The following is an 11,891-nucleotide window of genomic DNA, read 5'->3' as shown; positions in this document are numbered from 1 at the left end:
CCGCGATTCCCGAGTCCGCCAAGGCAGCGGTCGACGACCTGCGCGAGCGCGTCGCCGCCCTGCACGCCGAGCTGGTGCGCTACGGCCTCGTCGTCTGGACGGCCGGCAACGTCTCGGGCCGGGTGCCCGGGCACGACCTGATGGTGATCAAGCCCAGCGGGGTGTCCTACGACGACCTGTCCGCCGACCGGATGGTGGTCTGCGACCTGGACGGCAAGCTCGTCGAGGGCGACTACTCCCCCTCCAGCGACACCGAGGCGCACGCGCACGTCTACCGCCACATGCCCGAGGTGGGCGGCGTCGTGCACACCCACTCCGGCTACGCGAGCGCGTGGGCCGCGCTGGGCGAGCCGATCCCGTGCGTCCTGACGGCGATGGCCGACGAGTTCGGCGGCCCGATCCCGCTCGGCCCGTTCGCCCGCATCGGCGACGACGCCATCGGCCGCGGCATCGTGGACACCCTCACCGGCCACCGCTCTCGCGCGGTGATCATGAAGAACCACGGCGTGTTCTCGATCGGCCCGGACCCGAAGGCCGCGGTCAAGGCGGCCGTGATGTGCGAGGACGTCGCCCGCTCGACGTTCATCGCCCGCCAGATGGGGCCGCTCGTCCCGATCCCGCAGGACGACGTCGACGCGCTCTACGACCGCTACCAGAACGTCTACGGCCAGCAGGGGGACTCCAAGTGACCGGATCGGTGTGGTTCCTCACCGGCAGCCAGGGGCTCTACGGCGAGGAGACGCTGCAGCAGGTCGCGCAGCAGTCCCAGGAGATCGCGAAGGAGCTCGGCGAGGCGCTGCCCGTCGACCTCGCCTGGAAGCCGGTGCTCACCGACTCGGAGGGCATCCACCGCACGATGCTGGCGGCGAACGCCGACCCGTCCTGCATCGGCGTGATCGCGTGGATGCACACGTTCTCGCCCGCCCGGATGTGGATCCACGGCCTCGACGCGCTGCAGAAGCCGCTGCTGCACCTGCACACGCAGGCCAACCAGGCGCTGCCGTGGTCGACGATCGACATGGACTTCATGAACCTGAACCAGGCCGCCCACGGCGACCGGGAGTTCGGGTACATCCAGGCGCGGCTCGGGGTGATCCGCAAGATCGTCGCCGGGCACGTCTCGGACCCGGGCGTGCAGGGCAAGATCGCGGCCTGGACGCGTGCGGCGCGGGGATGGGCCGAGGTCCGCACGCTGAAGCTCGCCCGCTTCGGCGACACCATGCGCGACGTCGCCGTCACCGAAGGCGACCGCACCGAGGCGCAGTGGCGCTGGGGCGTCACCGTCAACGGCTACGCGGTCACCGACCTCGCCGACGCCGTGCACGCGAGCCTCGACGCCGAGGTCGACCGCCTCGTCGGGGAGTACGAAGAGCGCTACGACGTGGTGCCGGAGCTGCGCCGGGGCGGCGAGCGGCACGAGTCCCTGCGCTACGGCGCCCGGATCGAGCTGGGCCTGCGCGCCCTGCTGGACAAGGCCGGCGCGAGAGCCTTCACCACCAACTTCGAGGACCTCGGCGCCCTGCGCCAGCTGCCAGGGCTCGCCGTGCAGCGCCTGATGGCCGAGGGCTACGGCTTCGCGGGCGAGGGCGACTGGAAGACCGCCACGCTGCTGCGCACGCTGAAGGTCGCCGCCGAGGGACTGCCCGGCGGCACCTCGTTCATGGAGGACTACACCTACCACCTGGGCCCGGGCACGCCGAAGGTGCTCGGCGCGCACATGCTCGAGGTGTGCCCGACGATCGCGGCCGCCACCCCGCGGGTGGAGATCCACCCGCTCGGCATCGGAAACCGCGAGGACCCGGTCCGCATGGTGTTCGACGCCGCGCCCGGCGAGGCGATCGTCGTCGGCATGTCCGACATGGGCGACCGGTTCCGGCTCGTGCTCAACGAGATCGACGTCGTCGAGGCCGACGAGCCGCTGCCGAAGCTGCCCGTCGCCCGCGCGGTCTGGGAGCCCCGACCCGACCTCGCCACCTCCGCGGAGACGTGGATCATGGCGGGCGGCCCGCACCACACGGTGCTGTCCACGGCCCTGTCCACCGAGGAGGTTGCCGACCTCGCCGAGTTCGCCCGCACCGAGCTCGTCGTGATCGACGCCGACACGCAGGTGCGCCGGTTCCAGCAGGAGCTGCGGTGGAACCAGGCGTACTACCGGCTCGCCGGCGCCCTGTAGACAAGGCACCCATGGACGTCATCTGGCTGCGGAGCAGCGCGCTCGAGGTCGGCGTGATCACGTACGGGGCGCGGATCGTGTCGGTCCGCACCCCCGACCGCGACGGGACGTGGGCCGACATCACCCTCGGCCTCGCCGACCTCGACGCGTACCGGCGCGACCCCGGCTACCTCGGCGCCTGCGTGGGCCGCTACGCCAACCGGATCGCAGGCGCCCGGTTCACGCTCGACGGGGCCGAGTACCGGATCCCGCCGAACGAGGGGGAGAACGCCCTGCACGGCGGGCCGGGCGGCTTCGAGTCGAAGGAGTGGTCGACCGACGGGCCGGACGGCTCGTCGGTGACCCTGCGGCACACCAGCCCGGACGGCGACAACGGCTTCCCCGGCACGCTCGCCGCCACCGTCACCTACACCGTGGACGGCCCGGAGCTCTCCATCGAACACACGGCTACCACGGACAAGCCGACCGTGGTGAACCTGACCAACCACGCCTACTGGAACCTGGCGGGCGGCGGCAGCGCCGAGGACCACGAGGTGCAGCTGCACGCAGGCCACGTCCTGCCCGTCGACGGCGACTCGCTGCCGACGGGCCCGCCGATCCCGGTGGACGGCACACCCCTGGACTTCCGCTCCCCAGCGCGTCTCGGTGCCCGGATCCGGGACGGCCACCCGCAGCTCGCCGCCGTGCACGGGCACGATCACGCCTACGTGATCGACGACAGCCCGGGCGAGCTGCGCGCCGCCGCCCGCGTGGTGGAGCCGCGCACGGGCCGGACCCTGCAGCTGCGCACCGACCAGCCGAGCGTGCAGTTCTACACGGGCAACATGCTGAACGGGTCGCTCGTGCTGCGCGACGGCAGCACGGCCCGGCAGACCGACGCCTTCTGCCTGGAGGCCCAGGGCTTCCCGGACGCGCCGAACCACCCGGACTACCCGTCCACCGTCCTGCGGCCGGGCGAGGAGTACCGGTCCCGGATGGTCTTCACGTTCGGGACCGCGTAGCCGGGCGTACTGGCCAGCGCCGGTGGTCGAACGGCGCAACGGACGCCGCCGGATGCAGCCGTTTGGCGATGTTCCCGACGGGGCATGCGCGGTGGTTCCGTTCGTGCGAGTCGAGGAGCTGGCGATGGGGCTGGTCGGGAGCCTGACGGGTCTCGTGTCGGGTGTTCTGGGGGCGGTTGTCGGCGTCGTTTCCGGCATCCTGCGAGGGGTGCTGGCGCTGGTCCTGTCCGTGGTGGCGACGGTCTTGTTGATCGTGGCGGCGTTGCTGTGCGTCACCGTCCTGCTGCTGCCACTGGGGATTCCGCTCGGGGCGATCGCCCTGGGCCTCTACGGCCAGGCGGCGAAGCTCATCGCCGGCAACACCGGGCTGGAGAGGGCCGTGCGCAGGGGCCAGGACGCCCTGAGCGTGCGGAGCAGCCGGCTGCGCAAGCGGCTTCCGCTCTGACCTCCCCGCGCCTCCGGCGGCGCAGTGATAGCCGCATTGGTACCGCTGAGCACGTCCGGAATGGACCTCACAGCAGGACCATTGGGGGTCAGGCTGTGGGGCATGACGATCCGAACCGAGACCCGCACCGGCGCACTCGCCATGGGCGCCGTGGCGATGGCGAGCGTCGGCGGCAGCGTCGCCGTGTCCGGCGTGCTCGCCGACGCCCCGCTGTTCACCGTCCAGGCGATCCGCTACGCCGCGGCCTCGCTCCTGCTCCTCGCGCTGGCCCGGGCCGCCCGCGTGCCGATCCGTCTGCCGCGCGGGGCGGAGTGGATGTGGCTCTCCGGGGTCGCCGCCCTCGGACTCGTGCTGTTCAACGTCGCGCTGGTCCGCGGCTCGGAGCACGCGGAGCCCGCGGCGCTGGGGGTCGCCGTGGCGTGCGTGCCGGTGGTGCTCGCGCTCGTCGGCCCGCTCCTGGAGGGCGGCCGACCCGCGCCGGGCGCGGTGATCGCCGCGGTGGTCGTGACGGCGGGCGCGGCGCTCGTGCAGAGCGGCGGCCGCACCGACCTCGCCGGGCTCGGCTGGGCGGCCACGGTGCTGGCGTGCGAGGTCGGGTTCACCCTCCTCGCCGTGCCGGTGCTGCGCCGGCACGGACCCTGGGGTGTGTCGGTGCACACATGCTGGATCGCCACGGCCCAGCTGACCGTGCTCGCGGCCCTCACCGAGGGCCCCGGCGCGGCGACGACCCTGCGCGGCCCCCACATCGCCGCGATCGCGTACCTGGCGGTCGTCCTCACCGCGGTCGCGTTCGTCCTCTGGTACTCGGCGGTCGGACGGCTGGGAACCGCACTGGCGGGCCTGTTGACCGGCGTCGCACCCGTCGCCGCGGCCGCGGTCGGCGTGCTGCTCGGTGGCCCCGTGCCCGGTCCCACGGTGTGCGCCGGGACGGCACTGGTCGTCGGCGGGCTACTGCTCGGGGTGCGGACACGACCGGACGGGAAGCAGCAAGCCGAGCCGAAGATCCCGTCTGCGGGCACTATGGGGTGATCGAGGGGGCCTCAGGGGAAGGCCCCATCACGACGACGACGGGTGTTGTGGGGTTCAACGGATGAAGGTCGTGCTGTTCTGCGGTGGGTTCGGGATGCGGATGCGGGACGGGGTGTCCGATCTGCCCAAGCCGATGCACCCGGTGGGACCACGGCCGCTGATCTGGCACGTGATGCGCTACTACGCGCATTTCGGGCACACCGACTTCGTGCTGTGCCTCGGGTACGGGGCGCACCACATCAAGGATTTCTTCCTGACCTACTCCGAGACGGCGTCCAACGACTTCGTGCTGCGCGACGGGGACGTGCACCTGCTGGGCAGCGACATCTCGGACTGGACGATCACCTTCGTCCACACCGGGCTGGACTCGCCGATCGGGGAGCGGCTGCGCCGGGTGCGTCGCCACGTCCAGGACGAGGAGATGTTCCTGGCCAACTACGCCGACGTGCTCACCGATCTGCCGTTGAACGCGATGGTGGACAGGTTCCGGCGCTCGGACGCGGTGGGTGCGCTGCTGGCGGTGCCGCCGCAGTCGGCGTTCCACTGCGTGGACATCGGTGAGGACGACCGGGTGGCCGGCATCACCACGTTGCAGGAGATGCCGCTGTGGGAGAACGGCGGCTACTTCGTGCTGCGGCCGGAGGTCTTCGACTACCTGCCCCCGAACGGGGACCTGATCATGGATGCGTGCCGTCCGCTGGCGAAGGAGGGCCGGCTGATGGCCTACCGGCACCGGGGGTTCTGGCAGCCCGCCGACACGGTGAAGGAACGGCACGCCCTCGAGGCGGCCTACACGGCGGGGGACCGGCCCTGGATGCTCTGGGAGCAGAACGCCGACAACGGGGTCGCGCCGGCCGGACTGCTGCCGCATCGGATCCGGGGCGAGGTCGCCGGGCTCACCACCGCGGCCGGCTGATCACCTCTCACTCCGCCAGCCAGGCCGCCGTGTCCGCGGGGAGCAGCCCGTCGCCGTCGAGCGGGACGCTCGCGAGCAGCACACCGGCGTTGTCGGGCAGTGGCACTGCCGCGTGCGAGAAGTTCACGACGCAGGTGAGGCCGCCCCGGGAGAACGCCAGCACGCCCGGCTCGGCGGGGAGCCAGGTGAGCTCGCCGTCGCCGAGGGCGGGGTGCTCGCGGCGCAGCCGCAGCGCGTCCCGGTAGAGCGTGAGCACCGAGGCCGGGTCGCCGTCCTGTGCCTCTGCTGTGACAGTGGCGAAGTCGGCGGGCTGTGGCAGCCACGGCGCGGCGCTCGCGCCGTCCGGGCTGAAGCCGAACGGCGCCTTCGTGCCGGACCACGGCAGCGGCACGCGGCACCCGTCCCGGCCCACCTCCGTGCGGCCCGACCGCTCCCAGGTGGGGTCCTGGCGCGCCTCGTCGGGCAGATCCTCGACCTCCCACAGGCCGAGCTCGTCGCCCTGGTAGACGTACGCGCTCCCGGGCAGGGCGAGCATCAGCAGTGCGGCCGCGCGGGCCCGCCGCGTGCCCAGCTCCCGGTCGAGCGTGTCCACTGGCGGCAGGTGGGCGAGCGAGTAGGCGCCCGGGGTGAGCGGGCGACCGAGCCGGGACACGTGCCGCACCACGTCGTGGTTGGACAGCACCCAGGTGGCCGGCGCGCCCACCGTGGCCACGGTGGCGAGCGACTCGTCGATGACCTTCCGCAGCGCGTCGGCGTCCCACGGCGCCCGCAGGTAGTCGAAGTTGAACGCCGTGTGCAGCTCGTCGGGACGCAGGTAGCGGGCGAGCCGCTCGGGCGAGCGCACCCACGCCTCCGCGACGAACACCGGCGGCTCGGGGTAGGACTCGGCGACGCGCCGCCACGCCCGGTAGATCTCGTGCACGCCGTCGCGGTCCCAGTGCGGGTGGTCCGGGCGATCGGCGGGCAGCAGCACCGCCTCCTCGTCGTGCGGACCGAGGTCGGGCAGGTCGGGCCGTTTGACCAGGCCGTTCGCCACGTCGATGCGGAAGCCGTCCACCCCGCGGTCGAACCAGAACCGCAGAACCTGCTCGAACTCCGCCCGCACCTCCTCGTGGTCCCAGTTCAGGTCCGGCTGCGAGGAGTCGAACAGGTGCAGGTACCACTCGCCGTCCGGCACGCGGGTCCACGCGGGGCCGCCGAAGACGCTGCGCCAGTCGTTCGGCGGCTCGGATCCGTCGACCCCGCGCCCGGGACGGAACCAGTACCGCGCCCGCTCCGGTGAGCCCGGCGCGGCGGCGAGGGCGGCCCGGAACCAGGCGTGCCGATCGGAGGTGTGGTTGGGGACGATGTCGAGGATCACCCGCAGCCCGTGGGCGTGTGCCTCCTCGATCATGGCCGAGGCCTCTTCGGCGGTGCCGAACACCGGCTCGACGGCGCGGTAGTCGGCCACGTCGTACCCGCCGTCGGCCATGGGCGACGGGTACCACGGGTTGATCCACAGCGCGTCGATCCCGAGATCGCGCAGGTGGTCGAGGCGGGAACGGATGCCGGCGATGTCGCCCACGCCGTCGCCGTTCCCGTCGGCGAAGCTGCGGATGTAGACCTGGTAGACCACCGCGTCACGCCACCAGCCGGCCATGTAGCTCCCCTCGGATCGCCCGGTGCCGAGCCTATCCGCCGGACCCGGGCCGTCCGTGCCGCGGGTAGATAATTTAATGAGTGCCCGCTAAATTCCAGGCGTGCCCGAAGCAACGAGGCGTCGCGGGCGGCCGCCCGGTCGCGACGGAGGCGAGACGCGTAAACGGCTGCTGGACGCCGCGCTGCAGCTCTTCGCCGCGCAGGGGTTCGACGCCACCACGGTGCGGCAGATCGCCGCCGCCGTCGGCGTGCGCGATCCCGCCATCTATGCCCACTTCTCCGGCAAGCAGGCGCTCTACGACGCCCTGCTCGCCGAGATGGGTCCGGTCTCCCTGCAGGTCCACGACATCGATGCCGACGAGATCACGGCGGGTACGCCCCACGAGGCCGTGCCCCGGATCGTGGACCGCCTGCTCGACGCGTGGACGCAGCCGCGCGCACAGCTCTTCGCCAGCGTCCTGCTCCGCGAGGGCGCGGGCGAGCGGGGCCTGCGCGGGCTGGCGGAGCTGATCGACCTCGCCCGGACCCGGCTCGCCGTGCCGTTCGTCCGGTGGCAGGACGCCGGGCTGGTACGCGGCGACCTCTCGGTCGACCAGATGACGTGGGAGCTGTTCTCCCCGCTGCACATCGCCCGGTTCCTGTACCTGCGTTCCCACGACACCGACGAGGCCGCGGCGCGCCGCGTCGCTGCCGAGCACGTCGCCTTCTTCCTGACCTGCGTGACCACATCGGAACGGAGCCCGTCATGATCCTGCCGGCCTGTCTGCCCCGTGAGCTGGAGGAGCGGCTGGTCGGCATTGAGGGCCCGTGCGCGCCGCCCTCGACGTCGCCACCCTCGTGCCGGGCCACGGCTTCCTCGGCCCCGCCGAACCGCGCACCAGCGGGTTCGCCGCCTACCTCGAGCACCTCGCGGAGTCCGTCACCTCGGCCCTGTGCGCGGGGACCCCGGTCGACGAGCTCTGCGCGACGATCCCCGCGCGCGGGATCGAGCCGCCGCCCGGCGCCCCCGCGCAGTTCCTCGACCTCGTGCAGTCCCTGCACCACCTCAACGTGCTGCTCACCTACCGATGGGTGCAGGCGACCTCCGGATAGACGCCGAGCTCCCGCGGGCCGACGATGGAGGCCGGCATCCGCACGTCCGACGGGGGGCATCCAGTGGGTCGCGACGTCGAGCACATGGTGTTCAGCCGGGAGGACCGGCACAGGTTCCGGGACAAGACGCGCCGGTGCCTCGACGCGTTGGCCCAGATGCTTCGGGAGTCGCAGTTCGACTTCGACCGGCCGCTCACCGGGATGGAGATCGAGCTCAACCTGGTCGACGGGCGCGGCGAGCCGGCGAACGTCAACGAGCAGGTGCTCGATCTGGTGGCCGATCGGGCCTTCCAGACCGAGATGGGCCAGTTCAACATCGAGATCAACGTCCCACCGCGCGAGATCGGCGGCACCGGCCTCGTCTCGTTCGAGGAGACCGTGCGGGCCAGCCTGAACGCCGCCGACGAGCGCGCCCGCTCCGGCGACGCGCAGCTGGTGATGATCGGGATCCTCCCGACGCTCATGCCGCGCCACGTCAGCATCGAGTCGATGAGCCGCAACCCGCGCTACGCCTTGCTCAACGATCAGATCTTCGCCGCGCGGGGCGAGGACATGGCCCTGTCGATCCAGGGCGTGGAACGCTTGAGCACCTACACCGACTCGATCACCCCGGAGGCCGCCTGCACGAGCTTCCAGCTGCACCTGCAGGTCAGCCCCGCGGAGTTCGCGCAGTACTGGAACGCCGCGCAGGCGATCGCGGGTGTGCAGCTCGCGCTCGCCGCGAACTCGCCATACCTGTTCGGCACCGAGCTGTGGCGCGAGACCCGCATCCCGCTGTTCGAGCAGGCCACCGACACCCGGCCCGAGGAGCTGAAGGAGCAGGGGGTCCGCCCCCGGGTGTGGTTCGGCGAGCGCTGGATCACGTCGGTGTTCGACCTGTTCGAGGAGAACACGCGGTACTTCCCCGCGCTGCTGCCGATCTGCGAGGACGCCGACCCGATCGAGCAGCTCGGGCGCGGCGAGGTGCCGAAGCTCGACGAGCTCTCCCTGCACAACGGCACGATCTACCGCTGGAACCGGCCGATCTACGCCGTCGTCGAGGGGAGGCCGCACCTGCGCGTGGAGAACCGGGTGCTGCCGGCCGGGCCGACCGTCGTGGACGCCATGGCCAACGCGGCGTTCTACTACGGCGTCGTGCGCACCCTCGCCGAGCACGAACGGCCGGTGTGGTCGCAGATGTCGTTCTCCGCCGCCGAGGAGAACTTCCACAGCGGCGCCCGCGACGGCCTCGACGCCTCGATCTACTGGCCCGGCCTCGGACCGGTGCCCGCCGCCGAGCTCGTGCTGCGCAGGCTGCTGCCGCTGGCCCACGAGGGCCTGAACACGTGGGGCGTCGACCCGGACCTGCGCGACCGGCTCCTCGGGATCATCGAGGCCCGCTGCGTCACCGGCACGACCGGCGCCTCGTGGCAGGTCGACACCGTCCGCTCACTGGGCGGGGACCGGATCGGAGCGCTGCACGAGATGCTGCGCCGCTACGTCGAGAACATGCACGCGAACGAGCCGGTGCACACGTGGGAGCGTCACTCGTAGACGAGCTTCTGCGGGCCCGGGTAGACCCAGGACAGCGCGTCGCGGAGGGTGTCGCGCCAGTTCTCCCAGTTGTGGCCGTCGCGCGTCTCCACGAAGCGCACGGTCATGCCCGTCGACTCGAAGGTGTGCACGACGCTGCGGTTGTAGGTGATCAGCGGCTCGTAGACCCCGCAGCTGACGAACAGCCGGTCGGCCACCCGGCGCGGGCGTTGCCGGTAGCGGTTCACGAACCGCACCACCGGGTCGAAGACGGGGCCGCCGCCGTGGTCGGCGCCGCCGATGTCGGTGAAGACGAACGAGCCGGACATCAGCGCGAGCGATCCGTAGACGTCCGGCGCCCGGTACGCCGTCGCCAGCGAGGCCACCGCGCCGAAGCTGGACCCGAGCAGGCACCGGCCGGAGCGCTGCCCCACGAGCGGCAGCTCCGCCTCCAGCCGCGGCACCAGCTCGCGGGTGAGGAACCGCGCGTGCGCCGCCGAGTTCGCGTACTCGCTCAACCGGTCCTGCGGGTGGACGAACGCAACGACGGTCTCGGCGACGTCGAGGCGGTGGATCAGGTTGTCCAGCACGGTCTTCGCCGCGGCGTACTGCAGGAAGTCGTCGCCGTCGTGCACCACCAGCAGCGGGTACGCCGCCGTGGGCCGGAACCGCGCAGGCAGGTACAGCGTGACCCGGCAGTCGCGGCGCAGCGCGCGGCTCTGGACCACCAGCTCGGTCAGCTCGCCGGGCCGGGCGTCGGGGTCGGGCTCGGTCCAGTCGGGCGTGACGTAACCGTGCGCGAAGCACACCGAGGACGTGCCGACCGGGCTGTAGGACAGCTTCGGGTTGAGCGGGTCGTTGCCGCGCTCGAGGTGCTCACCGCGGCGGACCTCGATCTGGTAGTTGATCCGCGACCCCGTCGGCAGCTCGAGCACCAGGTACCACAGGTCGGTGCCCCACAGCCTGCGCAGCGGCAGCCGTTCGGGCAGTCCCACGATCCGCTGCACGACGAACACCTCGTCGGCCTCGCCGCGCCAGAGGAAGGTGCACCGGTCCCCCTCGACGATCGGCACCTCGTGCCGGGTGAGGAACCGGTCGACGGCGGCGGCGTCGGGCTTGCGCTCCTTGAGCCGGTTGACGGCGAGGCGGGTCACGCGACATCGCCGATCCGGCCGTCCGGACCGATCGTCCGCGCGCCCGGCGGGAGCGCGCCGTGCTCACCGAGGTCGAGCCGCACGCCGTCGTCGAGCACGACGCAGCGGGCCGGGGCCGCCCGGCCCGCCAGCTCGGCCATCCGCGCGGCGTCGTCGGTGCGCAGCCGCCTGCGCGCGTGCGGGAGCAGCACGCACCCGGGAATCCAGCCGAGGCCTGCGTCGAGGAACTCGGCGTGCGCCGGCCCGTGCGGGGCGCGGTCGTGGAAGAGCAGCACCCGCTCGGTCAGCGCCATCGCCCCCGCCGACCAGGCGATCACGACGGGCGCGGCGCCCACCGCGAACAGCCGCAGCACGTGCAGCAGCACGCCCACGTGCCCGCCGGCGACCACGAGCGCGGCCGCCGCGTCCATGATCTGCCGTATCTCGGCGCGGTGCTCCGCGGCCGCGAGCCGCTCGCCCGGCCGCCACCGGGCCTCGAACGCGTCCCGCGCCTCGCGCACGCGGACCAGGTGCCGCTCGTCGACGAGCCGGACGGCGGCCTCCGTGTCGGCCCGCGCCGCCTCCCGGACCTCGGCCCGGCTGCCGCCGTAGCGCCCCACCTCGCGCAGTGCCCGCAGCGTGCCGTCGATCTGCACGAGGTACAGCTCCTGCAGCTCGCGCAGCGCCGCCCGGTGCTCCAGCTCGGCGGCCGCGTACTCCGGGTCCTTCACCAGCACGTCCTGCCAGCGCCCGTGCAGGCGGAGGTTCGCGCTCCGGCCGCCCAGCAGCGCGTCCAGCTCCGCATCGTCGGGCTCGCGCTCCTGCCAGCCCGCCGTCACGGTGGCGACCGGCCCGGGCAGGTCCATGCCGCGGGCCACCGAGTCCAGCGTGGGCCGCCGCTGCGGCCCGAGGACGACGACCCTCACCGCACCGATGACGACCTCGCAGGCTC

At 72.6% G+C, this 11,891-nt stretch carries 12 protein-coding genes; 9 read left to right on the top strand and 3 right to left on the bottom strand.

The genetic code is table 11. The features are described 5' to 3' along the window. The first annotated feature begins 5 nt into the window (after window positions 1-5). From FHX44_RS35275 to FHX44_RS35250, 6 genes are all read left to right on the top strand, one after another. Window positions 6-689, top strand: a complete 684-nt coding sequence (locus FHX44_RS35275; protein WP_212613100.1) for an L-ribulose-5-phosphate 4-epimerase — start codon at window positions 6-8, stop codon at window positions 687-689. Beyond that, window positions 686-2,173, top strand: coding sequence for an L-arabinose isomerase (araA, locus tag FHX44_RS35270; protein ID WP_147259728.1), 1,488 nt, complete (start codon window positions 686-688; stop codon window positions 2,171-2,173). The genes FHX44_RS35275 and araA overlap by 4 nt, the downstream gene beginning before the upstream one ends. An 11-nt stretch (window positions 2,174-2,184) precedes the next feature. Beyond that, window positions 2,185-3,174, top strand: a complete 990-nt coding sequence (locus FHX44_RS35265; RefSeq protein WP_147259727.1) for an aldose epimerase family protein — start codon at window positions 2,185-2,187, stop codon at window positions 3,172-3,174. Between the two features lie 103 nt (window positions 3,175-3,277). Beyond that, a complete protein-coding gene (locus FHX44_RS42945) occupies window positions 3,278-3,619 on the top strand; it encodes a hypothetical protein (RefSeq protein WP_212612793.1) in 342 nt (113 codons plus the stop codon). A 102-nt stretch (window positions 3,620-3,721) separates the two neighbouring features. Next, a complete protein-coding gene (locus tag FHX44_RS35255; RefSeq protein ID WP_147259726.1) occupies window positions 3,722-4,648 on the top strand; it encodes a DMT family transporter in 927 nt (308 codons plus the stop codon). A 61-nt stretch (window positions 4,649-4,709) separates the two neighbouring features. Further along, window positions 4,710-5,564, top strand: coding sequence for a sugar phosphate nucleotidyltransferase (locus FHX44_RS35250; RefSeq protein WP_246170761.1), 855 nt, complete (start codon window positions 4,710-4,712; stop codon window positions 5,562-5,564). A 7-nt stretch (window positions 5,565-5,571) separates the two neighbouring features. On the opposite strand, the gene FHX44_RS35245 is transcribed toward FHX44_RS35250, so the two are convergent. Further along, window positions 5,572-7,203 carry a glycoside hydrolase family 13 protein gene (locus tag FHX44_RS35245; protein WP_147259725.1) on the bottom strand — a complete coding sequence of 544 codons (1,632 nt, stop codon included), beginning with the start codon at window positions 7,201-7,203 and terminating at the stop codon, window positions 5,572-5,574. 100 nt (window positions 7,204-7,303) lie between these two features. Between FHX44_RS35245 and FHX44_RS35240 the strand changes: the two genes are divergently transcribed. The 3 genes from FHX44_RS35240 to FHX44_RS35230 all read left to right on the top strand — a co-directional run bounded on the left by FHX44_RS35240 (window position 7,304) and on the right by FHX44_RS35230 (window position 9,827). Beyond that, the gene (locus FHX44_RS35240; protein WP_170309163.1) at window positions 7,304-7,951 is read left to right on the top strand and encodes a TetR/AcrR family transcriptional regulator; all 648 of its coding nucleotides are present in this window, start codon (window positions 7,304-7,306) and stop codon (window positions 7,949-7,951) included. Between the two features lie 58 nt (window positions 7,952-8,009). Next, window positions 8,010-8,294 (top strand): hypothetical protein, encoded by a 285-nt coding sequence (locus FHX44_RS35235; protein WP_147259723.1) that lies wholly within the window; start codon window positions 8,010-8,012, stop codon window positions 8,292-8,294. 63 nt (window positions 8,295-8,357) lie between these two features. After that, the gene (locus FHX44_RS35230) at window positions 8,358-9,827 is read left to right on the top strand and encodes a glutamate-cysteine ligase family protein (RefSeq protein WP_246170760.1); all 1,470 of its coding nucleotides are present in this window, start codon (window positions 8,358-8,360) and stop codon (window positions 9,825-9,827) included. Here FHX44_RS35230 and FHX44_RS35225 read toward each other — a convergent pair. Continuing rightward, the gene (locus FHX44_RS35225) at window positions 9,818-10,960 is read right to left on the bottom strand and encodes an alpha/beta hydrolase-fold protein (protein WP_147259721.1); all 1,143 of its coding nucleotides are present in this window, start codon (window positions 10,958-10,960) and stop codon (window positions 9,818-9,820) included. The two genes, FHX44_RS35230 and FHX44_RS35225, sit on opposite strands and share 10 nt — an antisense overlap. Then, complete coding sequence (locus FHX44_RS35220; RefSeq protein WP_147259720.1) at window positions 10,957-11,865, bottom strand: hypothetical protein; 909 nt, start codon at window positions 11,863-11,865, stop codon at window positions 10,957-10,959. Before FHX44_RS35220 ends, FHX44_RS35225 begins: the two co-directional genes overlap by 4 nt. Between the last annotated feature and the right edge of the window lie 26 nt (window positions 11,866-11,891).

Source organism: Pseudonocardia hierapolitana (genome assembly GCF_007994075.1).
Lineage (GTDB): Bacteria > Actinomycetota > Actinomycetes > Mycobacteriales > Pseudonocardiaceae > Pseudonocardia > Pseudonocardia hierapolitana.
This window is presented reverse-complemented; position numbering and strand designations above follow the sequence as displayed.

What these genes read in the sequence shown, in the direction of transcription:
- FHX44_RS35265 (WP_147259727.1), top strand. Translation starts at nt 2,185, where the DNA reads ATGGACGTCATCTGGCTGCGGAGCAGCGCGCTCGAGGTCGGCGTGATC.
- FHX44_RS35255 (WP_147259726.1), top strand. Translation starts at nt 3,722, where the DNA reads ATGACGATCCGAACCGAGACCCGCACCGGCGCACTCGCCATGGGCGCC.
- FHX44_RS35250 (WP_246170761.1), top strand. Translation starts at nt 4,710, where the DNA reads ATGAAGGTCGTGCTGTTCTGCGGTGGGTTCGGGATGCGGATGCGGGAC.
- FHX44_RS35245 (WP_147259725.1), bottom strand. Translation starts at nt 7,203, where the DNA reads ATGGCCGGCTGGTGGCGTGACGCGGTGGTCTACCAGGTCTACATCCGC.